The organism is Bradyrhizobium sp. SK17 (assembly GCF_002831585.1).
Lineage (GTDB): Bacteria > Pseudomonadota > Alphaproteobacteria > Rhizobiales > Xanthobacteraceae > Bradyrhizobium.
In genome coordinates this window covers 3,609,155-3,634,711 of record NZ_CP025113.1, presented here as the reverse complement: position 1 = coordinate 3,634,711, position 25,557 = coordinate 3,609,155, and the positions used below count along the sequence as shown (strand labels likewise).

21 protein-coding genes are annotated in these 25,557 nt (G+C 65.6%); 9 read left to right on the top strand and 12 right to left on the bottom strand.

Annotated features, from left to right (window positions below):
* Window positions 1-132 precede the first annotated feature (132 nt).
* Window positions 133-1,389 carry an amidohydrolase family protein gene (locus CWS35_RS16805; RefSeq protein ID WP_100952588.1) on the top strand — a complete coding sequence of 419 codons (1,257 nt, stop codon included), beginning with the start codon at window positions 133-135 and terminating at the stop codon, window positions 1,387-1,389.
* Between the two features lie 245 nt (window positions 1,390-1,634).
* Window positions 1,635-2,849 carry a mandelate racemase/muconate lactonizing enzyme family protein gene (locus CWS35_RS16800; RefSeq protein ID WP_024580775.1) on the top strand — a complete coding sequence of 405 codons (1,215 nt, stop codon included), beginning with the start codon at window positions 1,635-1,637 and terminating at the stop codon, window positions 2,847-2,849.
* Between the two features lie 153 nt (window positions 2,850-3,002).
* Here the strand turns inward: CWS35_RS16800 and CWS35_RS16795 are convergent, their stop codons facing one another.
* From CWS35_RS16795 to CWS35_RS16745, 11 genes are all read right to left on the bottom strand, one after another.
* Window positions 3,003-4,235, bottom strand: coding sequence for an ABC transporter substrate-binding protein (locus CWS35_RS16795; protein WP_100956425.1), 1,233 nt, complete (start codon window positions 4,233-4,235; stop codon window positions 3,003-3,005).
* Between the two features lie 108 nt (window positions 4,236-4,343).
* Window positions 4,344-6,383, bottom strand: coding sequence for a hydantoinase/oxoprolinase family protein (locus CWS35_RS16790; RefSeq protein ID WP_100952587.1), 2,040 nt, complete (start codon window positions 6,381-6,383; stop codon window positions 4,344-4,346).
* A gap of 7 nt (window positions 6,384-6,390) precedes the next feature.
* Window positions 6,391-8,049, bottom strand: a complete 1,659-nt coding sequence (locus CWS35_RS16785) for a hydantoinase B/oxoprolinase family protein (protein ID WP_100952586.1) — start codon at window positions 8,047-8,049, stop codon at window positions 6,391-6,393.
* A 29-nt stretch (window positions 8,050-8,078) separates the two neighbouring features.
* The gene (locus CWS35_RS16780; RefSeq protein WP_024580771.1) at window positions 8,079-9,338 is read right to left on the bottom strand and encodes an MFS transporter; all 1,260 of its coding nucleotides are present in this window, start codon (window positions 9,336-9,338) and stop codon (window positions 8,079-8,081) included.
* Between the two features lie 207 nt (window positions 9,339-9,545).
* Complete coding sequence (locus tag CWS35_RS16775; protein WP_024580770.1) at window positions 9,546-10,391, bottom strand: CmcJ/NvfI family oxidoreductase; 846 nt, start codon at window positions 10,389-10,391, stop codon at window positions 9,546-9,548.
* A 375-nt stretch (window positions 10,392-10,766) separates the two neighbouring features.
* The gene (locus CWS35_RS16770) at window positions 10,767-11,708 is read right to left on the bottom strand and encodes an ABC transporter substrate-binding protein (protein WP_100952585.1); all 942 of its coding nucleotides are present in this window, start codon (window positions 11,706-11,708) and stop codon (window positions 10,767-10,769) included.
* A complete protein-coding gene (locus tag CWS35_RS16765) occupies window positions 11,705-12,799 on the bottom strand; it encodes an LLM class flavin-dependent oxidoreductase (protein ID WP_100952584.1) in 1,095 nt (364 codons plus the stop codon). The genes CWS35_RS16770 and CWS35_RS16765 overlap by 4 nt, the downstream gene beginning before the upstream one ends.
* Before the next feature lie 32 nt (window positions 12,800-12,831).
* On the bottom strand, window positions 12,832-14,004 hold the full coding sequence (locus CWS35_RS16760) for an acyl-CoA dehydrogenase family protein (RefSeq protein WP_100952583.1): 1,173 nt from the start codon (window positions 14,002-14,004) through the stop codon (window positions 12,832-12,834).
* Entirely contained in the window at window positions 13,998-14,795 is a 798-nt protein-coding gene (locus CWS35_RS16755) for an ABC transporter ATP-binding protein (protein ID WP_100952582.1), read from the bottom strand. Before CWS35_RS16755 ends, CWS35_RS16760 begins: the two co-directional genes overlap by 7 nt.
* Window positions 14,789-15,805: an ABC transporter permease gene (locus CWS35_RS16750; protein WP_100952581.1), complete on the bottom strand. Its 1,017-nt coding sequence runs from the start codon at window positions 15,803-15,805 to the stop codon at window positions 14,789-14,791. Before CWS35_RS16750 ends, CWS35_RS16755 begins: the two co-directional genes overlap by 7 nt.
* Complete coding sequence (locus tag CWS35_RS16745; protein WP_100952580.1) at window positions 15,783-16,874, bottom strand: ABC transporter substrate-binding protein; 1,092 nt, start codon at window positions 16,872-16,874, stop codon at window positions 15,783-15,785. Before CWS35_RS16745 ends, CWS35_RS16750 begins: the two co-directional genes overlap by 23 nt.
* Window positions 16,875-16,921: 47 nt before the next feature.
* Between CWS35_RS16745 and CWS35_RS39020 the strand changes: the two genes are divergently transcribed.
* From CWS35_RS39020 to CWS35_RS16735, 3 genes are all read left to right on the top strand, one after another.
* Window positions 16,922-17,170 (top strand): hypothetical protein, encoded by a 249-nt coding sequence (locus tag CWS35_RS39020; RefSeq protein WP_157817175.1) that lies wholly within the window; start codon window positions 16,922-16,924, stop codon window positions 17,168-17,170.
* Between the two features lie 182 nt (window positions 17,171-17,352).
* On the top strand, window positions 17,353-18,339 hold the full coding sequence (locus CWS35_RS16740; RefSeq protein WP_029879033.1) for an ABC transporter substrate-binding protein: 987 nt from the start codon (window positions 17,353-17,355) through the stop codon (window positions 18,337-18,339).
* Window positions 18,340-18,624: 285 nt separating this feature from the next.
* Complete coding sequence (locus tag CWS35_RS16735) at window positions 18,625-19,392, top strand: SDR family oxidoreductase (protein ID WP_245439002.1); 768 nt, start codon at window positions 18,625-18,627, stop codon at window positions 19,390-19,392.
* Between the two features lie 186 nt (window positions 19,393-19,578).
* Here CWS35_RS16735 and CWS35_RS16730 read toward each other — a convergent pair whose 3' ends face one another.
* Entirely contained in the window at window positions 19,579-19,878 is a 300-nt protein-coding gene (locus CWS35_RS16730; protein ID WP_021077434.1) for an HU family DNA-binding protein, read from the bottom strand.
* A 433-nt stretch (window positions 19,879-20,311) separates the two neighbouring features.
* Here CWS35_RS16730 and CWS35_RS16725 point away from each other — a divergent pair, with 433 nt between their 5' ends.
* From CWS35_RS16725 to CWS35_RS16710, 4 genes are all read left to right on the top strand, one after another.
* On the top strand, window positions 20,312-21,925 hold the full coding sequence (locus tag CWS35_RS16725; protein WP_100952578.1) for an ABC transporter substrate-binding protein: 1,614 nt from the start codon (window positions 20,312-20,314) through the stop codon (window positions 21,923-21,925).
* A 197-nt stretch (window positions 21,926-22,122) separates the two neighbouring features.
* Window positions 22,123-23,103 carry an ABC transporter permease gene (locus tag CWS35_RS16720; RefSeq protein ID WP_024580759.1) on the top strand — a complete coding sequence of 327 codons (981 nt, stop codon included), beginning with the start codon at window positions 22,123-22,125 and terminating at the stop codon, window positions 23,101-23,103.
* Window positions 23,103-23,933 (top strand): ABC transporter permease, encoded by an 831-nt coding sequence (locus CWS35_RS16715; RefSeq protein WP_100952577.1) that lies wholly within the window; start codon window positions 23,103-23,105, stop codon window positions 23,931-23,933. The genes CWS35_RS16720 and CWS35_RS16715 overlap by 1 nt, the downstream gene beginning before the upstream one ends.
* A complete protein-coding gene (locus CWS35_RS16710) occupies window positions 23,930-25,552 on the top strand; it encodes an ABC transporter ATP-binding protein (RefSeq protein ID WP_100952576.1) in 1,623 nt (540 codons plus the stop codon). Before CWS35_RS16715 ends, CWS35_RS16710 begins: the two co-directional genes overlap by 4 nt.
* Window positions 25,553-25,557 lie beyond the last annotated feature (5 nt).

Here is a 25,557-nt window from a genome sequence, read left to right as displayed (position 1 = left end):
AGACTCTACAATCTGGCTGCCAAAGTGCATGCACATTTTTTAAACAATTTGACCAGCAATCTGCACACAATCTGATGCTGCCGGTTCCCCGCGCTTCCGCTAGGCTGAGACCATCCTGATGTTTCTTCCCCGATGATCGCGAAACCTGCCTTCGACCTGGTCTTCCGCAATGCCGTGACGCGCAGATCGGCGTCCGCGGTCGATATCGGCATCGCCGACGGCAGGATCACCGCGATCGCGCCACGGCTTACCTGCGAGACTGTCGAGGTCGACCTCGGCGGCCGGCTGGCGCTGGGCGGCTTCGTCGACACCCATATCCATCTCGACAAGGCCTGCCTGCTCGGCCGTTGCGGCCACGACCACAACAGCGTCGCGGACGCGATCCGTGCGGTGTCGGCGATGAAGCGCGATTTCACGGTCGAGGACGTCTACGCGCGCGGCGCCGGGGTGATCGAGCGCGCGATCACCGCGGGCACCACGCGGATGCGGACCCATGTCGAGATCGACCCGCGGATCGGATTGCGCGGCTTCGAGGCGGTCAAGGCGCTGAAACGCGACTACGCCTGGGCGCTCGATCTCTCGGTCTGCGTCTTTCCGCAGGAAGGCCTGACCAACGACCCCGGCGCCGACGAGCTGCTGGTCGCGGCACTCCACGACGGCACCGAGGCGATCGGCGGCTGTCCTTATGTCGACACCGACCCGAACGCGCATATTTCGCGCATCTTCGACCTGGCGCAGCAATTCGACATCGATGTCGACCTGCATCTCGACTTCGATCTCGATCCGTCGTGGTGGCACATGGAAGAGGTCTGCCGGCAGACCGAGCGGCGCAACTATCACGGCCGCGTTGCGATCGGACATGCGACCAAACTCTCCGCGCTGCCGCCCGACAGGTTGAAGGCGGCGAGCGCGCGTCTCGCCGCAGCCGGTGTCGCGGTCACCGTGCTGCCCGCCACCGACCTCTATCTGATGGGCCGCGACGTAACGCACAATGCCCCGCGCGGCCTGACCGCTGCGCATCGGCTCGTGGCCAGTGGCGTGCTGTGCTCGGTCGCGACCAACAATGTGCAAAACCCGTTCACACCGTTCGGCGACGCGTCGCTGCTGCGGATGGCCAATCTCTACGCCAATGCCGCGCATGCCGGGATCGGCGAGTTCGAAACCTGCCTCGATCTGGTCACCGAGCTGCCGGCGCGGCTGATGAACCTCAGCGATTACGGCATCGCCGTCGGTAACCCCGCTGACCTCGTCGTGCTCGATTGCGACAGCGGAACCAATGCGATCGCCGAGCTGCCCGATGTGCTGATGGGCTTCAAGCGCGGCCGCAAGACCTTCGAGCGCCAGCGGCCGAGATTGTTCCGGCCGACTGCTCCTTCCCCGTCATCCTGAGGAGCCGCAAAGCGGCGTCTCGAAGGATACACGGCCCGCCAGCATCCACGCGGAGAGAGCCGGGCCGTCGACCCTTCGAGACGCGCGCAAGAGCGCGCTCCTCAGGGTGACGGATCGATTAGGCAGGTCGGCGCACGTCGCAGCACCAACCTGCGCGCATTGTCGCCTTGCCCTGCCGCGAATTGACGCGTCCGCCGATCCGTTGTTGAACTTGCCCAACATCAACAAACGCCGGGCAGGAACCCATGAGCAAATCCACCACGATCAAAAGCGTCGAGACGCTCGCCTGCGATGCCGGCTGGCGGAATTATCACTTCGTCAAGGTGACGACCACGGATGGGCTGGTCGGTTGGAGCGAATATGACGAGGGTTTTGGCGCGCCCGGCGTGACGGCGGCGATCGAGCGGCTGTCGGCGCGGGTGATCGGCAAGAACGCCTTCGAGCATGAGCGGATCTATGTCGAGCTGTTCGCCGCGACGCGGCCTGCCGCCGGCGGCGTGGTGGCGCTGGCGTTGGGCGCCATCGAGAACGCGCTGCTCGACGTCAAGGCCAAGGCGCTCGGCGTGCCCTGCTACGACCTGCTCGGCGGCAAGATCCGCGACCGTGTGCGGGTCTACTGGTCGCATTGCGCGACCTGGCGCATCAATCATCCCGATTGGTACAAGCCGGCCATCACTGATCTCGACGGCGTCAAGGCGATCGGCGCCGAGGTGCGCGAGAAGAAATTCACGGCGATGAAGACCAACATCTTCGTCTATACCGACGGCAAGCCGCAGGGCTGGCGCCCTGGTTTCGGCTCGCCATTCCAGCCCGAGATCAATGTCGACCGCACCGTGCTGCGCAATCTCTGCATGCATCTGGAGGCGATCCGCGACGGCGCCGGGCCGGATGTCGACCTTTTGCTCGACCTCAACTTCAACGCCAAGACCGAAGGCTATCTGAAGATCCTGCGCGCCATCGAGAAGATGGACATGTTCTGGGTCGAGATCGACACCTTCAACCCGCAGGCGCTCGGCTATATCCGCCGCCAGAGCCCGCACCCGATCTCGTCCTGCGAAACGCTATTGGGCCTGCGCGAATTCCTACCCTATTTCACCGAGCAAGCGATGGACGTCGCGATCATCGACACGCCGTGGAACGGGGTGTGGCAATCGATGAAGATCGCAGCCGCAGCCGAGCATTTCGAGGTCAACGTCGCGCCGCATAATTTCTACGGCCATCTCTGCACCATGATGAACGCGCATTTCTGCGCCGCGGTGCCGAACTTGAGGATCATGGAGACCGACATCGACCGGTTGGCCTGGGACCACGAGCTGTTCACCCATGTGCCCGAATTCGTCGACGGCCATCTGGTGATCCCGGACCGCCCGGGCTGGGGCACCGAGCCGAACGAAGAAGGCCTGCGCGCGCATCCGCCGAAGAATAAGGGCGGGTTGCTGAACTACGGGCTGAAGAAGTAACTCTCTCCGTCGTCCCGGCGAAGGCCGGGACCCATTACCACCGCTGCATCGGGTGAAAGGGACTATTGCCCCAGCGGAGCAAAACAAGTCTCAGTTGGGGTAATGGGTCCCGGCCTTCGCCGGGACGACGGATAAACCCAGCGCACGCCCCCCTCAATTATCCTCCCGCACCGGCGTGAACGCGCTCTCGATCACGTCGCCGATCGGCTGCCAGGCATTGCCGTCGAACTGCACCAGCCGCATCTGCTTGATCGGGCGGAAATCCTTCGGCCCGGTGTTGATGACGATTCCGGGCAGCGCAATCGGGCTCTGAAAGTTCTTCAGCGACGCCGCCTGCCGCATGATGTTGTCGCGCGACAGGTCGTCGCCGCATTGGCGCAGCACCTGCATCAGCGTGTCGGCGGCGGCATAGCCGAACACGGCATAGATGTCGTCCTTGTCGCCGTCGGGGTAGTATTTGTCCATGAAGGCGTCCCACGCCTTGATCTGCGGGTCGTTCTTCCAGGCGGCGTCGCCGGCGTCTTTCAGGAACGAGGTCGAGATCACGCCGAGCGAGTTTTGCAGGCCCGCCGGCCGCAATGCGCTGGCGATCGATGCCGAGGCATTGTCGAGGATGAACACCGGATGCCAGTCGAGGTCGGCGGCGACGCGGATCGCGCGCGCCGCGATCGCCGGCGCGCCGTCGAACACCAATATGTCGGCGCCGGAATTCTTCAGGATCCCGATCTGGTTCTGGATCGCGGTCTCCGATGCGTCGAAAGCGAGGTCGGCGACGATCATGCCGGCGGTGTCGCCGAGCCCTTCCTGCAATCCCTTGAACAGGTCGCGGCCGAATTGGTCGTTCTGCCAGAGCACCGCGATCTTGCGCGAAGGATAGGCGGCCTGGATGTAATTGGCATAGATCCGTCCCTCGGCGCGGAAGGTCGGCTGCCAGCCCATGGTCCAGGGAAAGCTCGCGGGATGCGCCCATTCCTCGTCGCCGGACGCGACGAACAGCTGCGGGATCTTCTTCTCGTTGAGATATTTCCGCACGGCGAGGTTACTCGGCGTGCCGAACGAGCCGAACATCACCAGCACATCGTGCTGCTCGACCAGATCGCGGGTCTGCTCCATCGCGGTCTTCGGATTGGAGCTGTCATCGACCGAGACGAACCTGACCTTGCGGCCGTTGATGCCACCATGTTCGTTGACCATGTCGAAATAGGCCGCCTCGGCCCGCCCGATGGTCGCGAACGCGGCGAGCGGCCCGGTGTAAGGCATCACATTGCCGATGCGGATTTCGCTGCCGGCCGCCTCCGACGCCTGCTGCGCGCGCAACGGCGCTGCCGCGAGAACAGCTGCGAGGGCCAGGACTGTCGAAAGCACGGGTTGTCGTTTTGTTTGCATCAACATCGCCACAAACGTCGGCGACTAGCCGGCGCTCCCTCCCAGCGAACGGAGCTTATCGCCCAAGCGGATGCCGGAAAAATGAAATGTTGATGGCGGAGATGGACCTCAGCGCAATGTTATGTCGAGCCAGCCCAGCGGATTGACCGCGACGCGGTCGCCATCATCGACCAGAACCGTGGTGGTTTCGGCCTCGATCACAGCGGGACCAGCCAGCGATTGCCCCGGCTTGAGGTCGTCGAGCGCATAAACCGGCACTTCGCGCCAGGCACCGAACCAGGCCTGCCGTTTGCCGCGCGGTGCGCAGGGCGCAGCCGACGGCGTCCCGCCAGCCTCGCTGCCGCGTGGCGCCACCTTGCCGACCGCGGCGACACGCGCATTGACGAACACCACCTCCTGCCCACGCGAGGCATAGGTGTAGAGCTCCTCATGGCGGCGATGGAAACGCTCCTCGATCTGCGCTACCAGATCGGCGGCGCCGAGATCGAGGTCACCGAGCGGCACGTCGATCTCGAACACCTGCTCGCCGTAACGCATCTCGGCCGAGCGCTCGATCGCGATGTCGCCCTTGAACCAGTCACGCAGGCGGCCCGCCGCCTGCGCCTCCAGGGCAGCGAACAGCGCACGCACCTCGTCGGCGGAAATCCGCCCCGTGCCGTAATGCGTGCGGCTGACCTCGTAGCGCAGGTCGCTGGTCAGCATGCCCCAGGCCGACAGCACGGAGGCCACTGTCGGCACGATGATGCGCTTGATCTCGAGCTCGCGCGCGACTTCGGCCGCGTGCATGCCGGCGGCGCCGCCGAAACTGAGCAGCGCGAATTTTCTGGGATCGACGCCCCGGCGCAAGGTCATCAGGCGGATGCCGTCGGCCATCTTCAGGTTGATCATCTTGTAGATGCCGGCGGCAGCCTCGATCCGCGACAGTTCGAGCGCCGCAGCGATCCGGTCGACCGCGGCTTCCGATGCCGCGCGATCGAGCGGCCGCGCGCCGCCCATGAAGGCCGCGGCATCGAGATAGCCGAGCACGACATTGGCGTCTGTCACGGCGGCCGCGGTGCCGCCATTGCCGTAACAAGCCGGGCCCGGCACCGAGCCCGCGCTCTCCGGCCCGACCCGCAAGGTGCGGCTGCCGTCGACGCTCGCGATCGAGCCGCCGCCGGCCGCGATGCTGGCGATGTCGAGGCTGCGCAGCGCGATACGCTGGCCCGCCAGCATGCCGTCGGCCGACAGCGACGCCTGGCCATCCGCGATCAGCGAAATATCGGTCGAGGTGCCGCCCATGTCGAACGGCACCAGATCGGGAATCCCGAGCATCTCGGCGCAGCGGCGGCTGCCGGAGATGCCGCCGGCCGGCCCCGACAGCACGGTGCCGGCGGCGAGCCGCGAGGCTTCCTCCACCGGCGCCATGCCGCCATGCGACAGCACGACGAACAGCGACCCTTTGAAGCCGGCCTCATGCAGGCCGCGCTCCAGATTGGCGAGATAGCGCCGCACCGTCGGTGCGACATAGGCGTTCACGATGGTGGTCGAGACGCGCTCATATTCCTTGATCTGCGGCAGCACGTCGCTGGAACGCGACACGCTGATCTCGGGCAATTCCTTCGCCAGCCGTGCGACCGCGGCAAGCTCATGCGCCGGATTGAGATAGGCGTGCAGGAAGCACACCGCGACCGAATTCGCGCCGGATCGTTTCACCTCGGCGATGACGTCGCCGAGCGCCGTGGCATCGAGCGCCACCGCAGCGCTGCCGTCGGCCTTCAGCCGCTCGCGTACGCCGAAGCGGCGCTCGCGGGGCACCAGCGGCTCCGGCGGCGGCGTGCGCAGATCGTAGCGATCCGGCTTCAGCCCTTCGCGCATCTCGACGACGTCGCGATGGCCCTCGGTGGTGAGCAGCGCGACCTTTGCGCCCTTGCGCTCCAGCAGCGCGTTGGTCGCGACCGTGGTGCCGTGCACCAGGCGGTCGGTGGCGGCAAGCATCGCCGTGCGCGTGACGCCGAGACGCCGCGCCAGCTCGTCCAGTCCGGCCATCACGCCGATCGACTGATCGGCCGGCGTGGAAGGCGATTTCGCGAACACGGTTCGCCCGGTTTGATCCGTCGCAACCAGATCGGTGTAGGTGCCGCCGACGTCAACGCCAATCGTATACATCGCTGCCCTATACCGCCTTCGAAACCAGACCTTGCGCGACGTCGCGCGCCCGCGCCTGCGCCGATCGCTGCTCGGGCGGTCCCCAGCCGCCACCGCCGGACGAGCGGATCTCGAGGCAATCGCCGGGACGCAGCTCGATGCCGACCTCTTTGGTCCTGAGCACCCGCGGCTCGCGGCCCTCGGAGAGCAAGCGATAGTGATGCGGCTCGCCATCACTGCCGCCGAGCATGCCGCACGGGCCATGCCGCGCGCCGTCGCCGGCGGTGTTGCCGCGGGCCGGCTTCTCGATCTCCAGCACCATGTCGAGCGCGACGCCGAGTCCGCCGCGATGCCGGCCGTCGCCGCCGGAATCCGGCCGGAACTCGTGCTGGCGGAAATGCAGCGGGAAGCGCACCTCGGCGACCTCGATGCTACCGAATTTGAGTCCGCCGACCGAATGCCACTCGCCGATCGAGGAATAGCCGTCGCCACCGGGCGATGCGCCGCCGCCGGGCCGCGCCTGGAACATGTGCCAGATGAAATTGCGCCCGTTGCGCGGATCCTCGCCCTGGATCGCAATGCGGAACCGGCGGCCCCAGCCGCCCATCACGCGGTCCGGACAGGACGCCGACATCGCCTTGATGATGGCTTCGACGATCTCGTTGGAGGGATGGCTGGTGCACAAGGTCACGGGCCGGCCGGGATCGGCCCACACGATGGTGCCCTGCTTCGCCACCACCTTGAGCGGCCGCAGCGCGCCGGTATTCTTCGGAATGTCGGCGTCGATCAGATAGGCGAACGCCATCGCGACCGCGGCCTGCATGTTGGCATGCGAGGAATTGACGAAGCTGGTCGACTGCGGGTCGGAGCCGGTGAGATCGACCTCGATGTCGCTGCCCTTCTTGGTTACCTTGGCGGCGATCTTGATGTCGGTGCGGCCGTGGCCGTCGTCGTCGAGCAGCGCTTCGCCGGTGAACACGCCGTCCTTCCAGGTCGACACCACGGCGCGGGTCTGCTGCTCGGTGGCGTCCAAGATCGCCTCGATCGCGGCCTCGACCGTCTCCGCGCCGAACTCGCTGAACAATTTTGAGACGCGGCGTTCGCCGAGATGCGCGGCGCCGAGCATCGCCGCGAGGTCGCCGCGGAATTCGCGGGGATTGCGGATGTTCAAAGCCAGGAGGTCGAGCAGATCCTCGCGCGGCTTGCCGGCCTCGTAGAGCTTGATCGGCGGAATCCGGATGCCTTCCTGATAGATCTCGGTAGCAGCCGGATTGTAGGCGCCATGGGTGGCGCCGCCGATGTCGCTCTGATGCGCGCGCACGATGGTCCACAGCAGCCTTTTTCCGCCGTCGAACACCGGCACGAAGGCGGTCAGATCGGGCAGATGACTGCCACCCTGATAGGGATCGTTGAGCAGGATGACGTCGCCGGGCGCGATCTCCTTGAAGCGCTCCTCGACCGCCAGCGTCGCCCACGGCAGCGCCCCGACATGCACCGGGATGTGATCGGCCTGCGCGATCAGCCGCCCGCTGGTGTCGCAGATCGCCAGCGAGAAATCGCGGCTCGAATTGAGGATCTGCGAATAGGAGGTGCGAAGCATGGCTTCGCCCATCTCCTTCACGATCGACGACAGGCGGTGCTGGACGACGGAGCGGGTGATCGGATCGATCTTGGCGGGCGTGGGCACGTGACTTCCGGAAGCGGTGGAACCGGCCGCTATCTTACCGTCGCCGCCGTCGAGGTATAGACCCAAAACAGCGCAGTCCCGATCAGCAGCGCGGCCGCGATGAACAGCAGCACCGCGGGCAGCCCGAACAGCGCCGCGACGCCGGCGGTGCTCGATTGCAGCAGCGCGGCGCCCAGGAAGAACGCAAGATTGACCGAGGACAGCGCCTTGCCGGTGTTCTGGGCATCGACCAGCTGCCGCGTCATGCCGTAGATCAAGGGCTGCGCCGACGTCACCAGCCCGATCAGGATCAGCAGCACCAGGTCATACCGCGTCGGCATCACGGCAACGCCGAACAGGTTGGAGACCGGGAAATGCGGCGCGCCGCCTGCCATCACGACCAGCAACAAAGCGGCGACCGCATGGGTTGCCGCCACCACGGTACGGCGATGCCCGAACTTGCGATCGAAGGCACCGATACAGGCTGGGCCGACGATCATCGCCAGCGTGAACAGGCCAAGCACATTGCCGGCCTCGATGCGGCTCAGACCCTTCACATCCATCAGCCACGGCCCGGCCCACAGGCCGCGCAGCACCAGCGAGGCGCCGAGCGACACCAGCGACAGCGCGATCAGGCCGCGCAGACCGCGCGACAGCCCGAGCCGCAGCACCTCGGCCATCTGCCGCAGCGGCGAGGATTCATCGGCATGCGCCGCCGGCTGGCGCGGCACCAGCGCGAACACCGCGATCAGCACGACGATGCCGAAGCCGGCCGAAAGCCAGAAGCCGGCGCGCCAGCCCAACTGATCGACCACGAAGGCCAGCGGGCTCGCCGACAACAGCATGCCGATATTGCCGATCGACAGGATCAGGCCGGACCACAGGCCGAACTTCGCCGCCGACATCTGCTTGGCGGCGAGCGTCATCGGGCACATCAGCATGCCCGAGGTGGCGACGCCGAGCATCAACTGGCCGAGCACGAAGCTCGCGGGACCGGTGGCCAGCGCCGAGACCAGCGTTCCGACCACGGTGCCGGTGAGCAGGCCGAGCGACACCGGCCGCACGCCGAAGCGGTCCATGGCGGCGCCGACCGGGATCTGCGAGGCGGCAAAGGAGAAATGATAGATCGAGGTCAGGCTCGCCAGCGCCTGCGGCGAGGTGCCGAAATCCCGCGCCATCAAATCGAGGCTGATCGCCGGGATGGTTCGCAGCAATGTCGACAGCATATGGCCGGAGGCCAATGCCAGAAGCGCAAGAACCAGGGCGCGGAAACCGATCCCCGCCTCTTCCTTCGTCACCACGCCGTCCATGAATCGCTTATTCCCCGGGCATCCCAGGGACGGGCGTAACATTATTGGGCTGGCGGTGCCAACTTTGAAGGCAACGCTCTGTCGGAGGCCCTGATGCGGTCATGGCCGGGCTTGTCCCGGCCATCCACGTCTTAGAGATGGAGACTTGGACGTGAATGCCCGGGTCAAGCCCGGGCATGACGATTCGTCGAAGCGTTGTCGTGATGACTATTGCTTATGGAACACAAGCGTACGCAGCTCGATGCTCTCGCGCGGCGCGGCGTCGGCCGGCGTGGTCGGGTCGACGAACGCGGTGTGCGGCCCAAAGCGGGTCCGGCCGTCGGTCGCCGAGTCGTAGCATTTCAGCAGGATCGCCTCGTCCGGCGTCATCTCGGGGATGTAGAACCAGCGGTGGTTCGGATTGTATTTCACCGAATAGGTCTCGCCGCTGCGGTTCGGATAGATCAGGTCGGAGGCGATCAGATCTTCCGGCGCGATCGTGGTGCCGTCGGCCATCGCGAGCGGTGAATCGCGCAACGGACCGCGGATCGGACGCCACAGATTGATCACCTGGACGCGGCCCTTGACCAGTTGCTCGGCCTCGTTAGGCAGGTGTTCGAACACCCGGTTGTGGCCGGAGATCGCGGTCTGGTCGACATGGACCCGGGTCGCGGGCTGGCGCGGTCCGCCGCCGCGGATGTCGGCAGCGCCCTCGACGCGCTTGCGCACGGTGTGATCGAAGATGAAGACGCGATCGGCCTTCAGCGTCGCCTTCAGGAACGCCTCGACCGCCGGGTAGTAGACGTTGCGGACTTCATTGTCGTCGTAATAGTCCTTCACGCTGGTCGGATGCTTGACCAGCGCAAAGCCTTCGCGGTCGAGCGAGAAGCTGTCGGCGATCAGGCGCCCGTCGAAGATCGGAACATTGTGGGCTTCGGGCAGCGCGGTGGATTTGGGTTCGCCGGGCGGCGGGTCGAAAGCGTAGGTCCGGGGCTTGCCCGGCGTCGGCGCGAGATAGTTCAGTTCAGCGGTCACAAACGGCAGCGACTCGATGCGAGTTTCTTGAAGGCCCATGGTGATCTCCTGGACTCGATTGTTCGTGCATTTGATTTTGGCGGCGCGGGAAGGCGCGGCAAGGGGACGACGAAAATAGCAATGTTGCGGTCTTGGCAGGTGCCGAAAGGGGAAAATCGTTGTCGCATGTCGCGCGACAACGATTGAATGTTTTGGTGATCACGGATTCGTTAGCATGATGAATATTGGCACGTCCCCTCCACGTCCGTCGTCCTGGCGAAAGCCAGGACCCATAACCACTGAATTTGATGATGACCGGGATAGCGGCTCCAGCGTCGTCCAAAAAGCAGACGATTGGAGCAATGGGTCCTGGCTTTCGCCAGGACGACGCCGATATCTGGTGCATTGGCAGCGCCTACCGCCTATGCCGTCGCTCTATAGCCCCGCGCCCTTCTCGACAGCGGCGGCAAACGATCGATCGACGATGTCGGCGGCGTTGATCTTCTGCCGGATCAGGCCCCAGCGATCGTAGAGGTCGATGGTCTTCTGCTCGTCGGCCACCACGCTGTCGTCGATCGGCGCGATGCGGATCCTGGCCCGGGTCAGCCAGTTCAACGGCACCGCGGGCGGGATGTTCATCAGCCTGCCCCAGGTCGCGGCATAGCCCTCGACATTGTTCTGCGACCATGCCCGCGCGGCCGCGAGCCGGCGCACGAAATCCTCGAGCTCGGCGCGCTTGCCCTTGATCGCGTCCGGCGTCGCGACCTGGAAGCCGAGGCCGGGCGTGATGCCGTCTGCGGTGATGACGCGGCGTGACTTGAACAGCACCTCTTCCTGGCTCACGTAAGGCTCCCAGGTCGACCAGGCATCGACCGAGCCTTGCGTGTAGGCGACCTTGGCGTCCGACGGCGCGAGGAACACGATCTGTACGTCGGCTGCCTGCCAACCCCTGGATTCCAGCGCCGCCAGGATCAGCTGATGGCCGATCGAGCCGCGGCCGGTCGCGATCTTCTTGCCACGCAGGTCGTCGAAGCTCTTGATCGCCGAGTTTTCCGGCACCAACACCGCAAGCCCGTCGCGCGACTGGCGCACGGCCGCGATCGCCTTGACCGGGATTTTGGCGGCCGCGGCGAAGGTGAACGGGGCGTCGCCGACCAGGCCGGTGTCGATCGCGCCCGCGCCAAGCGCTTCCAGCAGCGGCGCGGCGGCGGCGAACTCCTTCCATTCGATCTTGTAGGGCACGTCCTTGAGCACGCCGGCCGCTTCCATCACGGCCTGCGAATTGCCCTTCTGGTCGCCGACGCGCAGCGTGGCCTGCGCGAAGGCCGCGTCGATGGCGGCGAGCGCGAGCGCCGCCGCGACGATGAGACGGATCATTCTGCGGCAATCCCCCGTTGCTCATCGCGCGCAGCGATCAGCTTGCGGGTCAGCGGGATCAGCTCGCGGCCATAGTCGATGGCATCGACCAGCGGATCGAAGCCGCGGATCAGGAAGTGGCTGACGCCGAGATCGTAGTAATCGGCAAATACCTCGGCGACCTGCTCGGGCGTGCCGACCAGCGCCGTGGTGTTGCTGTTGGCGCCGGTGAGCTTTGCGATCTCGGTCCACAGCCGCTTGTCGATGCGCTGGCCCTGATCGGCGAGCGCCAGCAGCCGCTTGGCGCCGTCGGTCGCGTGGTTGGGACGACGGTAGCCGGTCTGGTCCTGCAACGCGGTGGCGCGCTCCAGGATGTGCTCCGCCTTCGCCCACGCCTTCTCTTCGGTGTCGGCCAGGATCGGCCGCACCGACAGGCTGAAGCGCGGCGTCGGCCGGCCATTTTTGGCCGCGGCCGCGCGCACCCGCGCGGTGACGTCGCGCACCTGGGCGTAGGATTCCCCCCACAGCGCGAAGGTGTCGGCGTGCTTGCCGGCGACCTCGACCGCGGCATCCGAACCGCCGCCGACGAAGGTGTAGATGCCGCCCTTCTGCAACGGCTTCACCTGCGAGAAGCCGTTCTCGACGTTGTAATACTTGCCGCTGTAGTTGAACGGCTTCTCGCTGGTCCATTCCAGCCGCACCACGTCGAGGAATTCGCTGGTGCGGGCGTAGCGCTCGTCCTTGTCGTCGAGCGTGTTGCCATCCTGGCGCAGCTCGATGGCGTTGCCGCCGGTGATCACGTGCAACGAAACGCGGCCGCCATAGAACTGGTCCAGCGTCGCGAGCTGGCGCGCCAGGAGCGTCGGCGCGGTGAAGCCCGGCCGTTGCGCGATCATCACCTTGAGCTGCTTGGTGATCGTGAGCACATGCTGCGCGACCTGCAAGGCGTCCGGCGTGGTCGAGTGGAATGCCAATAGCGCCCGGTCGAAACCGGCGAGCTCATGCGCCTTGGCGACCGTCTCGACATAGGGCGGATCGAGCACCGGACCTGTGCGGACGATGGTCTCGGACGCATTGTTGTTGGTGATGAAGCCGATGAACTCGACCGGCATGGCTGATAACTCCGTTGTTGTTGGCTGTTGTTTCAGACGCCCAGCGCGAAGCGTCCGGCGGAGACACGGGTGGAATCATCCTGTGGAGTATGAACGCGGCCGCACAACACGTCGCGATAATGCCGCTCCAGCGGATTGGTTCGCGACAGGCCGTGATTGCTGGTCAGCGACAAGGCATCCTCCACCACTGCCGCGGCGTTATTGGTCACCGTCAGCTTGATGATGTTAGACTCGATCGCGGTGAGCTGGAAGCCGTTATCGAAATCGGCGGCGAAGCTGTCGATCAGCCGGGCGTTGACCGCGAGCCGGGCCTCGATCCCGCCGACCACCTCCTGCATCCGGGGCAATGTCGCCAGCGGCGCGCCGAGATTGGCGGGCACCCGCTCCTTCAGGAATGTGACCAGCCAGTCGCGGGCGGCGCGGGCGATGCCGTCATAGATCGCGGCAACAAAGATCGCATGCACGGTCGCCTGGGTGACGTCAGGAACCTTCCAGTCGTCGGGCTTGCGGACGTCGATCTCGTAGTCCAGCGGAAACACCACGTCGTCGAAGACCACCGTGTGGCTGCCGCTGGCGCGCAGGCCGAGATGATCCCAGCTCTCCTCGATCCGCGTTCCCGGAAGTCCGGCCGGAACCAGGAACTGCCCGACACGGGCGTCCGCCTCGTTGGTTTTCGCCCAGACCGCGTACCATTTCAGGATCGGCGCTCCGGTCGAATAGATCTTGCGGCCGGTCAGCCGCCAGCCGGTTTCGGTGCGGCGCGCGATCGTCGCCGGCAGGCCGCCGCGGGCGGGCGAGCCGAGTTCGGGTTCGACCCGCAGCGCGTTGATCAGCGCCACGCCCTCGACCGTCTCCCTCGCGAGCTTGCGCGACAGCCGAGTAGGCCAGCGCGTGCTGCGCGCCATCACCAGATGCTGGATGTAATGCATCGACAGCACCAGCGCGGTCGACGGATCGGCCTTGCCGACGATGCCAAGCACACGCGTGGCATCGCGGGCACCTGCCCCGCCGCCGCCGAGCGCCGCCGGCACGGTGAGCGCGAGCAGGCCTTCGCGCGAAAGGTCGGCGAAATTCTCGAACGGGAAGCTGGCGTCGCGATCGTGCGCCGGCGCTCGCGCGGCGAAGACGCCCGCAAGACGCAACGCTCGCGCAATGTGCTCCGGCTCGTTGGCCTCCGGCAGCTCCCTCGCCGCCGTCGTCACCATGTCGCCTCCAGTCCGAGCAGGCCTAGGATTTGCTTGCGCAGCTCCGCGAGATAGGGGTCGCCGCGATGCCGCGGATACGGCCGCTGCACGGCGATATCAGCCTTGATCCGCGCCGGCCGATCGGAGAGCACGATGACGCGGTTGGCGAGCACCAGTGCTTCCTCGACGTCGTGGGTGACCAATAGCGTAGTAAACCCCTTGCGCTGCCACAGCGCCACGAGCTCCGATTGCATCGCGATCCGGGTCAGCGAGTCGAGCTTGCCGAGCGGCTCGTCGAGCACCAGGATCTTCGGATCGTTGACCAGCGCGCGCGCCAGCGCCACCCGCTGCGCCATGCCACCGGAGAGCTGGTGCGGATAGGCATTGCGGAACGAGGACAGGCCGACCAGCTCGATGACCGCATCGACCCGGTGCCGCTGGGTCTTGAGAATGCCCTGCGCTTCGAGCCCGAGCGCAACATTGTCCCACACCGTGCGCCAGGGAAACAACGTCGGATCCTGGAACACGACGACGCGCGAAGGATGCGGGCCGGTGATGCGCGCATCGTCCTCCCGCAGCGAGCCGGCGCGCGGCTTCTCCAGCCCGGCGACCAGCCGCAGCAAGGTCGACTTGCCGCAACCGGACGGACCGAGCAGCGCGACGAACTCGCCGGGCGCGATCGAGAGGGTGACGTTGTCGAGCACCGGAAGAGCAGCGCCGTCGATATCGAAGGCGTGGCTGACGCCCTCGATGTCGAGTTCGGCGCCAACGGCGGGATAGGTGATCGCCTCAGCTACGGATTGCACTACCATTTGACGACGCCCTTCTGCCAGACCAGCAGGCGGTCGCGGGTGCGGAACAGCAGCGTGATCGCACCGGAGCAGAGCAGCGACATCACGATCAGCGCCGCATACATGTTGGAATAGGCCGCCCAGCCCTGCGCCCATTGCAGGTACCAGCCGAGCCCCGCCTTGACGCCGATCATCTCGGCGACGACGAGCACCGCAAAGGACGAGCCGAGCCCCATGAACAGGCCGACGAACACATGCGGCAGCGCGGCGGGGATCGCAACCTTCAGCACCAGGAACGACGGCTTGGCGCCGAGGGTGCGCGCGACATCGTAGTAGGCGCTGCTGACGCTGGCGACACCCGACCAGGTCAGCACCGTCACCGGGAAGCCGGTGGCGAGCGCGATCAGGAAGGTCGAGGCGCTCCAGCTCGACGGAAAGGTGAAGAACGCGATCGGCAGCCAGGCGGTGGCCGGCAGCGGACCGATGAAGCGCAGCACCGGATGCACCCAGTAGCCAATCTTTTGCGACCAGCCGATCGAGACGCCGGTGATGAAGCCGACGGTTGCGCCGATGATGTAGCCGCCGAGTTGCAGCTTGATCGAGGCGAACACGCTGTCGAGCAGCTTTGGCAGGTCGTCGGTATAGACCTCGAGGATCGCCTGCGGCGGCGGGAAGAACGGCAGCGGCAGCCAGGCGAATTTCGCGGTCGCGACTTCCCACAACGTGACGAAGGCGCCGAACGCGACCAGCCAGGGCGCGCGCTTGCGCAGCGCCTGTCCGGCGCCGCCGAGATAATCCGCGCTGAATGTGCCGAACAGGATGAAGGCCGCGATCACGATCGCCCCGATGCCGAGCGATCCGGTCCGCGACCAATCACCGACATCGGGCCAATACAGGCATGACAGGCCGAAGGCGAGCCAGGCGAGGCTTGCCGCGAGCCCGACACCGTAGCTGCCGGAAAGGTCCGCGAATGTGACCGCGGCGCGCGGCGCCGCCGCGGCGGTCGCGTCAGACACTGAATACGTCGACATAGATCCGCTCCGCGAATTTGGCCGTGTCGGTGCTCTGCTTGAACACCTGAACCGATTTCAGATCGTCGGCATAGCCCTTGAGCTCGCGCTTCAGCACCTCGCCGGTCGGGTGATGATGGTGGGTGTGGTAACGCGCCATCGCCTCGAGATCGGCGAGGCTCGCGGCCTTCGGCGCATAGGGCTGGAACGACTTCGCAGCCTTGTCAGGGTTCTGCGAGGTGAACATCGCGGCGTCGAGCAACGCCTGGGTGATGGCGCGCGCGACATGGGGCTCCTCGCGCACCAGGCTGCCGCGCAGGCCGACGATGCAGCAGCTCTTGTCGCGGTACTCGCCGTCGAGGTTGGAGGCGACCTCCTTGTACTGCGCGTCCTTGAGCCAGAGATAAGCCAACGGATCGGACGACAGGAAGGCCTGCACCTCGCCCTTCTCGACCGCGACATTGAGCAGATTGCCGGGATAGGCGCGCCAGTCGACATCCCTGACCGGATCGATCCCGAGCTTGGAGAGCTGGATCGAGAAGAAGTTCTTGTCAGGGCCCGCGAGATCGCCGACCGCGACGATCTTGCCCTTGAGATCGGCAAGCTTGTCGACGCCGGAGTTGGTGCGGGTCAACACCCGCATGCAGCCGCCATGGGTACCAGCGGCGATCTTGACGTCAAAGCCCTGCTCGAGCGGCTTCAACCAGCGCAGCGCCATGCCGAGCCCGGCATCGCTCTTGCCGGTGGCGATCGCCTCCAGCAGTTGGTCGGTCGAGCCGGAATAATTGACGAGCTCGACGTCGAGGTTCTGCTTCTGGAAGAAGCCGTGGTCGATCGCGACCGGCAACGGCGCAAGGCAGACCGCGCCGGCGTTCCACGACAGCTTGAGCTTGCGCGGCGCGCCTGATAGCGGCGGTGCATCGGACGCGGCCTTGCACACCGGGAATTCGGAGAAGTCGATCGCCGGCGTGATTGCACGCGGCGCGAAGGCCTGCGCGCTATAGGCTCCGATCGGCGCGGCAAAGGCCGCTGCGGCGCCCGCACGCAGCAATGTGCGGCGATCCATCACCGTCTTCTTGTTGGTCGACATTTTCACTCCTGCGTTTCGGCAAGGCTCCGCCCCGCGCGCAGACCGCCATGGCCTGCGCGCCCCGTCGTTCGAAGCTCAAGTTTCAGAAAAAGGCGGATTTCGTCCTGTGCTATTGCACTCAAAGCCACGCGCAAATGATGCGGCGCGACAAGTTCACCGTCAATGAAATGGAATTTCGAATGTGGTCGGCGCGGCAGCTGATCTCTCCACGAGAACATCGCGCGACGATGAAAGGATTTTCGCTGTCGGCGCGGTGCGGAGGCGTGGCGCCGGCATCTCGACTGCATCAAATCTGATCGGTTCGGGATCGCATGCGCAATGTGTTCTACGCGCGGTATGCACGACGAGATCATCCTTGCTGGTGTGCCTGCGAATACAGATTTCCGTTTCGTTGACGGCGAAGCGCTTGCTCATAGACTTGGTCGAACGCTGCCGCGCCTTCCGCCGCGCAGCGAATGAATCAGAAAGAAAACGGCATATGCGCAAACTGACCCGTTCGGGCCCTCCCCATACCTTTACCCGCCGCACCGCGGCCGCGTTGATCGCCGCCGTGATCACGCTGTCGACGTCGGCTGCGGCGTTCGCCGCCGACGCGATCGTGCTGCGCGTCGGCGACCAGAAGGGCGGCAACCGCTCGCTGCTGGAGATCTCCGGTCTCGCCAAGGACCTGCCCTACAAGATCGAGTGGTCGGAATTCCCGGCCGCCGCGCCGATCCTGGAGGCGATCAACGCCGGCGCGCTCGACGTCGGCTATACCGGCGACCTGTCGTTCCTGACGGTCTACGCATCGGGCGCGCCGATCAAGGCGATCGGCGGCACGCGGTCCGACGCGCGGACGCAGGCGATCCTGGTGCGCGGGGATTCGCCGATCAAGTCGGCGGCCGACCTGAAGGGCAAGCGGCTTGCCGGCACGCGCGGCGGCTGGGGCCAGTTCCTGATCAACGCGACGCTGGAGAAGGCCGGCAGCCGGATCGAGGATGCGACCTTCGCCCCGCTCGGCCCGGTCGACGCCAAGATCGCGCTGCTCGCCGGCTCGATCGACGCCTGGGCGGTGTGGGAGCCCTACATCTCCTATGCGACGCTGAAGGACAAGGCGCGCGTCGTCGCCGACGGCGAGGGCCTGACGCCGACCATCACCTTCATCGTCGCCTCCGACAACGCGATCACGACCAAGCGCGCCGCGGTGCAGGATCTGGTGCAGCGGCTCAACAAGGCGCGACTGTGGTCACTCGACCACCTCGCGGAATATGCCAAGAGCACGGCCGAGCTCACAAAACTGCCGGAAGACGTGCTGCTCGCCGCCTACACTGCGCAGAAGACGAGCCCGATCGCGATCGACGAGGCCGTGGTGAAGGAGGTGCAGGCAGCCTCCGACCGCGCCACGCGCTACGGCATCCTCGGCAAGACGCTGGACGTCAGCAAGGCGGTCGACCGCAGCTTTACGGCCGGCGCGAGCTTGAACTGAGAGCAACCCGCACCCCGCGTCATGCCCGGCCATGACGAACGTGGAGGCAGTTGTGCAAAGCGGTTCGCTGCCATGTGCGATCGCCCTACCTGTCAGGGTGAGGGAGCTTGACGGCCGCGCTCATCTCACCGCGCAACCCGGAGGCCTCCGATGCCCGGTCCGCTCCATCTCGCCCTGATTGTCACGGCACACCTGCTCTGCATGACCTTGTTGGTCGCGCTGTCGGTTTGATAGCGTTGTCTCCGGGACCTTGATCCATCGGAGAGAACAACAATGAACCTATCGATGAAAGACCGCGTCGCGGTGGTCACCGGCGGCAGCAAAGGTATCGGGATCGCGGTGGCGCGGCGGTTTGCGGAATCCGGCGCCAAGGTCGCGATCCTCGCCCGCGGCGCCGCCGACCTCGCGGCGGCGCGCGAGGCGCTCGCCAAGGACGGGCTGGTCGTGCGCGACTATGTCTGCGACGTCGCGAAGGCGGCCGATATCAAGACCACCCATGACAAGATCGTCGCCGATCTCGGCAAGATCGACGTGCTGGTCAACAACGCCGGCACCGCGCGCACGCTGGCCTTCGAGAGCATCAGCGACGAGGCTTGGCAGGAGGACCTCGACCTCAAGCTGTTCGCCGCGATCCGCTTCAGCCGGCTGGTCTGGCCGGGCATGAAGCAGCGCAAATGGGGCCGCATCATCAACGTGCTCAACACCTTTGCCAAGGCGCCGGCCGGCAACTCGGCGCCGACCTCGGTGTCGCGTGCAGCCGGCATGGCCCTGACCAAGGTCATGGCCAATGAAGGCGGCGAGCACAACATCCTCGTCAATGCGCTGCTGGTCGGCCTGATCATGAGCGATCAATGGGTCAAGCGGCACGCTGTCCAGGCGCCTACCACGGATTTCGAGGAATTCGCCAAGGGCCTGGCCAAGGGCACGCCGCTCGGGCGCATCGGTACGGCGGAGGAGTTCGCCAACCTCGCCTGCTTCCTGGCCTCTGAGCAAGGCTCCTACATCACCGGCACCGCCATCAATGTCGACGGTGGCCGCTCGCCGGTGGTTTAGAACTCCGGTGATCCAGAACTCCGGTCCTGGCTGAACCAGGACCGGAGCTCCGGATGCTTGCTTCGGCACGTTTCCACATGCGAGCCGGTGTCCATTTCGCTCGAACACTCTCGCGGGCAGGCAACCTACTGCGGCTGGCTAACGGCCCAAAAGCAAAAGGCCTCCGTCACCGGAGGCCTTTTCATCTTAAACCGCGTCCTTGGCGGCCTTGACCGGCCGTGCGCGGACGATCTTCCGGGCCGGCTTGGCCTTGAACATCATCTCTTCGCCGGTGAAGGGGTTGGTGCCCTTGCGCGCCTTGGTCGCAGGCTTCTTGACCACAACGAACTTCGCGAAGCCGGGGACGAGGAACACCCCGGCCTTCTTCAGCTCCTTGTGGCCGACATCGACGAGCGAGTCCAAAACGTTCTTGACGTCGCGCTTGGAGAGTTCGGTGGTGGTCGCGATCTTCTCGATCACTTGCGACTTCGACAGTTGGGTAGCCATGGTTGCTCCATTGATTCTGGAGTGGGCACGATATGGCGGAAAACGCCGAGAAAAACAGTGTTTTCTGCACTCACCCCAGCAATATCGCTGTGGACAGCCCCCGAATCAGGGATTTTTCCAGTGTTTTTTACAGTCAAGGTGCTTCCGACCCCTAAAATTACAGGGTTTGCGCGGCTTCGGGGCGCCCGAAACGGCCCCGCGAGAGAATCACCTTGGGCCTCCCGCGCCGACGCGCACCACGACACGGCACACAAATCGGGTTGCGCAGCATGGCGAGATGCCACTTCAGGTTTCGGAAATGATCGTCCAAAAGGCCGAGGCATTAGAAAATGACTTGGGTTCTCATTCCAAGGTAACATCCGGGCAAGGCGGCCGCGATCAACCAGCCGGCCGCCCGATACAAGCCTTTTATTGACGTTCCGGAGACCCGCGTATGGATTTGAGCCGCCTCGAGATCAACCGCCGCACGGCCCTGCTGACCTCGGCCGCGATTGCGGCCAATGTCATCAATCCGATGCGGGCGTTCGCGCAGGAGACCCCGCGCAAGGGCGGCGTGTTCAACGTCCATTACGGCGCCGAGCAGCGCCAGCTCAACCCCAGCCTCCAGGCCTCGACCGGCGTCTACATCATCGGCGGCAAGATCCAGGAGAACCTGGTCGACCTCGATGCCCAGGGACAGCCGGTCGGCGTGCTCGCCGAGAGCTGGGAGGCTGCGCCCGACGGCAAGACCGTCACCTTCAAGCTGCGCAAGGGCATCACCTGGCACGACGGCAAGCCGTTCACTTCGGAGGACGTCGCCTTCACCGCAATGAACATGTGGAAGAAGATCCTCAACTACGGATCGACGCTGCAACTGTTCCTCACCTCGGTCGATACGCCCGATCCGCAGACCGCGATCTTCCGCTACGAGCGGCCGATGCCGCTGAACCTGCTGCTCCGCGCCCTGCCCGACCTCGGCTACGTCTCCGCCAAGCATCTCTATGAGAGCGGTGATATCCGGCAGAACCCGACCAACCTGGCGCCGGTCGGCACCGGCCCGTTCAAATTCGTCAAGTATGAGCGCGGCCAATACATCATCGCCGACCGCAACCCGGATTACTGGCGGCCGAACGCGCCCTATCTCGACCGCATCGTCTGGAAGGTGATCACCGACCGCGCCGCCGCAGCCGCCCAGATGGAGGCCGGCGAGCTGCATTACAGCCCGTTCTCGGGGCTGACGATCTCGGACATGGCCCGGCTCGGCAAGGACAAGCGCTTCATCGTCCAGACCAAGGGCAATGAGGGCAACGCCCGCACCAACACCATCGAGTTCAACTTCCGCCGCAAGGAGCTGTCCGACATCCGTGTCCGCCGCGCCATCGCGCACGCGATCAACGTGCCGTTCTTCATCGACAACTTTCTGGGCGATTTCGCCAAGCTCGGCACCGGCCCGATCCCCTCGACCTCGACCGACTTCTATCCCGGCCCGAACACGCCGCAATATCCCTACGACAAGGCCAAGGCGATCGCGCTGCTCGACGAGGCCGGCTTCAAGGCCAGTGGCGGCAAGCGTTTCGCGCTGAAGCTATTGCCGGCGCCATGGGGCGAGGACATCTCGCTGTGGTCGACCTTCGTGCAGCAGTCGCTCGGCGAAGTCGGCATCCAGGTCGACATCGTGCGCAATGACGGCGGCGGCTTCCTCAAGCAGGTCTATGACGACCACGCCTTCGATCTCGCCACCGGCTGGCACCAATACCGCAACGACCCCGCGGTCTCGACCACGGTCTGGTATCGCTCCGGTCAGCCCAAGGGCGCACCGTGGACCAACCAATGGGGCTGGGAGGACAAGACCGTCGACAAGACCATCGACGACGCCGCCACCGAGGTCGATCCGGTGAAGCGCAAGGCGCTGTATGCCGATTTCGTCAAGGAGGTGAACACCGAGCTGCCGGTCTGGATGCCGATCGAGCAGATCTTCGTCACCGTGATCACGGCCAAGGCGCGCAACCACTCCAATACGCCGCGCTGGGGCTCGGCGAGCTGGCACGATCTTTGGCTGAGTGCGTGAGGCCTGCTCCCCCCTCTCCCCGTTCTTCACGGGGAGAGGGTTGGGGTGAGGGGCTCCCTCCGCGAGCTACGAGCATGGACAGACCTATACCCCTCACCCGGATTGCATCTGACGATGCAATCCGACCTCTCCCCGCAAGCGGGGCGAGGTAAGTAGAGGCCAGTGGTCACTTCACGCGAAAACGCTATAGATAGCTTATGCGTATCCTGAGCCTTGCGGGGCGGCGGCTCGCCGCCTCGATTCCGACCCTGTTCCTGATCCTGATCGGCGTGTTCCTGCTGTTGCAGCTCGCGCCGGGCGACACCGTCGATGCGCTGATGGCGCAGATGGGCGGCGGCGATGCCGCGACCGCCGAGGCGCTGCGGAAATTCTACGGGCTCGACCTCTCGGTTCCGGCACAGCTCGGCAATTATCTGTGGCACCTGGTGCGGCTCGATCTCGGCTTCTCCTCGATCTACGGCAAGCCGGTGGCGACCGTGATCCTGGAACGGCTGCCACCGACCATCCTCTTGATGACCGCCTCGCTGTCGTTCGCATTCTTCTTCGGCCTCTTGTTCGGCGTGATCGCATCGCGCGGCGTCAACCGCTGGCCGGACACGCTGATCTCCACGCTTGGCCTGATCTTCTATGCCACGCCCTCGTTCTGGTTCGGGCTGATGGCGATCGTGGTGTTCTCGGTCTATCTGCAATGGCTGCCGCCCGGCGGCTTCGAGGACATCGGCAACGTCCAGACCGGGATCTGGCGCGTCCTCGACATCGCCGCGCATCTGGTGCTGCCGACGCTGACGCTGGGGCTGATCTTCCTTGCGATCTATCTGCGCATCATGCGCGCCTCGATGCTGGAGGTCCTGAACCTCGATTTCGTCCGCACCGCCCGCGCCAAGGGCCTGGACGAGACCCGCATCATCACCCGCCACGTGCTGCGCAACGCGCTGCTGCCGATGGTGACGCTGATCGGGTTGCAGGCCGGCACCATGCTCGGCGGCTCGGTCGTGGTGGAAAGCGTGTTCTCGCTGCCCGGCCTCGGCCGCCTCGCCTATGAATCGGTGGTGCAGCGCGACCTCAACACCCTGCTCGGCATCGTGTTCGTGTCCGCGCTGCTGGTGATCGCCGTGAACTTCGTGGTCGACCTGCTCTACGCACGGCTCGATCCGCGCATCGCGGCGGAGGGCGCGTGATGGACGCGGTGAAACGCTACTTCCGCAGCCCGGCAGCGGTGATCGGCCTGATCCTGCTGCTGCTCGTGATCGCGATGGCCGTCAGCGCGGGCATGCTCTATCCGCGCGATCCGCTGGCGCTGGCGGGGCGGCCGCTGATCTGGCCGTTCTCCAACCCGCGCTTCCTGCTCGGCACCGACAATTCCGGCCGCGACATCGCCGCCCAGATCTTCTACGGCGCGCGGATTTCGCTGCTGATCGGCGGCGTCGCCACCGTGATCGCGATCCTGATCGGCATCCTGGTCGGTGCCTTCGCCGGCTACTACGGCGGCTGGGTCGACAATGTCTTGATGCGGATCACCGAGGCGTTCCAGACCCTGCCGAACTTCGTGTTGTTGCTGGTGCTGGTCGCGGTGTTCGGCTCGACCCTGACCACGGTGACCATCGCGGTCGGCGTGGTGTCGTGGCCGGCGCCGGCGCGGCTGACCCGCGCCGAATTCCTGTCGCTGCGCAACCGTGAATTCGTGCAGGCCGGCAAGACGCTCGGCATGAAGGACCTCCAGTTGATCCTCGGCGAGATCCTGCCCAATGCGCTGCCGCCGGTCATCGTCTATGCCAGCGTGGTGATGGCGGTCTCGATCCTGCTGGAAAGCGCGCTCGCCTTCCTGAGGCTGTCCGATCCCAATGTCGCCTCCTGGGGCAATCTGATCGGGCTCGGCCGCGACGTACTCCGCGTGCAGTGGTACGTCTCGGCGATCCCCGGCATCGCGATCCTCGTCACCGTGCTTGCGGTATCGCTGGTCGGCCAGGGCCTCAACGATGCGCTCAATCCGAGGCTGAAGAGCCGATGAGCGAAGCTGTCCTTTCGCTTGACGGCCTGACCGTGCGGCTACCCAAGGGCGCCGATCGGCCGCATGCGCTGTCCGATGTGTCGCTCTCGATCGCGTCGAACGAGATCCTCTGCGTGGTCGGCGAGTCCGGTTCTGGCAAGTCGATGATGGCCAACGCCATCATGCGGCTGCTGCCCAACGAGGTGACGATCGAACAGGGCCGGATGATGTTCGAGGGCCGCGACCTCTGCGCCGCGGATAATGCCGCCATGCGCGAGGTCCGCGGCGCCGGCATCGCGATGATCTTCCAGGAGCCGATGACGGCGCTCAATCCGCTGCGCACCATCGGCGACCAGATCGGCGAGATGTTTGCGATCCACACCGGCCTGTCCAAGGCCGAGATCAGCGCGCGGGTGCTGGCGCTGCTCGAGGACGTCCGCATCCCCGATCCCAGGGCGACGGCAAAGGCCTATCCGCACGAATTGTCCGGCGGCCAACGCCAGCGCGCCATGATCGCGATGGCGCTGGCGCTCGACCCGAAGCTCCTGATCGCGGACGAGCCGACCACCGCGCTCGACGTCACGACGCAGGCGCAGATCCTGAAACTGATCCGCGACCTGCAACATCGCAGGAAGACCGCGGTATTGTTCATCACCCATGATTTCGGCGTAGTCGCCGAGATCGCCGACCGCGTCGTGGTGATGCAGCACGGCGCCATCGTCGAGCAAGGCGCCGCCGACAAGGTGCTGAACGATCCGCAGCATCCCTATACGAGGCAATTGATTGCCGCCGTGCCGCCGCTGACGACGCCGCCGCGCATCCTCTCCGGCAAAACCATCCTGACCATCGACGGCGTCTCCAAGACCTATCGCACCGGCGGCTTCCTCGGTCGCGGCGCGCGGATTACGGAAGCCGTCAGGAACGTCTCGCTGCGGCTGCCGCGCGGCGCCACGCTCGGCATCGTCGGCGAGTCCGGCTCGGGCAAATCGACGCTCGCCCGCTGCATCGTGCGACTGATCGATCCCGACACCGGCTCGATCGTGCTCGACGGCAAGGACTGGGCGAAGCTCAGCCGCGAGGATGTCAGGCGCGAGACCCGCCACATCCAGATGGTGTTCCAGGATCCGTTCGCCTCGCTCAATCCGCGCCGCAAGGCGGCCGAGCTGGTGGCGCAGGGACCGATCGTGCACGGCACGGATCGTGTCACCGCGATCGCCGAAGCACGGAGGCTGTTCGAGCTGGTCGGGCTCGATCCCTCCGCTGGCGACAGATTCCCGCACGAGTTCTCCGGCGGCCAGCGGCAACGCATCGGGCTCGCACGCGCATTGGCGCTCAGGCCCGACGTGCTGGTCGCGGACGAGCCGGTCTCGGCGCTCGACGTCTCGGTGCAGGCGCAGGTCTTGAGGTTGCTCGCCGGGCTGCGGCAACAGCTCGGCCTGTCCATCATCTTCATCACCCACGATCTGCGCGTCGCCGCGCAGATCTGCGACCTCATCGCGGTCATGAAGGACGGCGCCGTGGTCGAGCAAGGGTTGACCACCGAGGTGTTCGGCAGGCCGCAGCATCCCTATACGCAGGCGCTGCTGTCGGCGATCCCCGGCGGCGACTTCACGCGCAAGCGCGATGCCTTGATCGCCTGATCAGG

What these genes read in the sequence shown, in the direction of transcription:
- CWS35_RS16805 (WP_100952588.1), top strand. Translation starts at nt 133, where the DNA reads ATGATCGCGAAACCTGCCTTCGACCTGGTCTTCCGCAATGCCGTGACG.
- CWS35_RS16800 (WP_024580775.1), top strand. Translation starts at nt 1,635, where the DNA reads ATGAGCAAATCCACCACGATCAAAAGCGTCGAGACGCTCGCCTGCGAT.
- CWS35_RS16795 (WP_100956425.1), bottom strand. Translation starts at nt 4,235, where the DNA reads ATGCAAACAAAACGACAACCCGTGCTTTCGACAGTCCTGGCCCTCGCA.
- CWS35_RS16790 (WP_100952587.1), bottom strand. Translation starts at nt 6,383, where the DNA reads ATGTATACGATTGGCGTTGACGTCGGCGGCACCTACACCGATCTGGTT.
- CWS35_RS16780 (WP_024580771.1), bottom strand. Translation starts at nt 9,338, where the DNA reads ATGGACGGCGTGGTGACGAAGGAAGAGGCGGGGATCGGTTTCCGCGCC.
- CWS35_RS16775 (WP_024580770.1), bottom strand. Translation starts at nt 10,391, where the DNA reads ATGGGCCTTCAAGAAACTCGCATCGAGTCGCTGCCGTTTGTGACCGCT.
- CWS35_RS16770 (WP_100952585.1), bottom strand. Translation starts at nt 11,708, where the DNA reads ATGATCCGTCTCATCGTCGCGGCGGCGCTCGCGCTCGCCGCCATCGAC.
- CWS35_RS16765 (WP_100952584.1), bottom strand. Translation starts at nt 12,799, where the DNA reads ATGCCGGTCGAGTTCATCGGCTTCATCACCAACAACAATGCGTCCGAG.
- CWS35_RS16760 (WP_100952583.1), bottom strand. Translation starts at nt 14,004, where the DNA reads ATGGTGACGACGGCGGCGAGGGAGCTGCCGGAGGCCAACGAGCCGGAG.
- CWS35_RS16755 (WP_100952582.1), bottom strand. Translation starts at nt 14,795, where the DNA reads ATGGTAGTGCAATCCGTAGCTGAGGCGATCACCTATCCCGCCGTTGGC.
- CWS35_RS16750 (WP_100952581.1), bottom strand. Translation starts at nt 15,805, where the DNA reads ATGTCGACGTATTCAGTGTCTGACGCGACCGCCGCGGCGGCGCCGCGC.
- CWS35_RS16745 (WP_100952580.1), bottom strand. Translation starts at nt 16,874, where the DNA reads ATGTCGACCAACAAGAAGACGGTGATGGATCGCCGCACATTGCTGCGT.
- CWS35_RS39020 (WP_157817175.1), top strand. Translation starts at nt 16,922, where the DNA reads ATGGCCTGCGCGCCCCGTCGTTCGAAGCTCAAGTTTCAGAAAAAGGCG.
- CWS35_RS16740 (WP_029879033.1), top strand. Translation starts at nt 17,353, where the DNA reads ATGCGCAAACTGACCCGTTCGGGCCCTCCCCATACCTTTACCCGCCGC.
- CWS35_RS16735 (WP_245439002.1), top strand. Translation starts at nt 18,625, where the DNA reads ATGAAAGACCGCGTCGCGGTGGTCACCGGCGGCAGCAAAGGTATCGGG.
- CWS35_RS16730 (WP_021077434.1), bottom strand. Translation starts at nt 19,878, where the DNA reads ATGGCTACCCAACTGTCGAAGTCGCAAGTGATCGAGAAGATCGCGACC.
- CWS35_RS16725 (WP_100952578.1), top strand. Translation starts at nt 20,312, where the DNA reads ATGGATTTGAGCCGCCTCGAGATCAACCGCCGCACGGCCCTGCTGACC.
- CWS35_RS16720 (WP_024580759.1), top strand. Translation starts at nt 22,123, where the DNA reads ATGCGTATCCTGAGCCTTGCGGGGCGGCGGCTCGCCGCCTCGATTCCG.
- CWS35_RS16715 (WP_100952577.1), top strand. Translation starts at nt 23,103, where the DNA reads ATGGACGCGGTGAAACGCTACTTCCGCAGCCCGGCAGCGGTGATCGGC.
- CWS35_RS16710 (WP_100952576.1), top strand. Translation starts at nt 23,930, where the DNA reads ATGAGCGAAGCTGTCCTTTCGCTTGACGGCCTGACCGTGCGGCTACCC.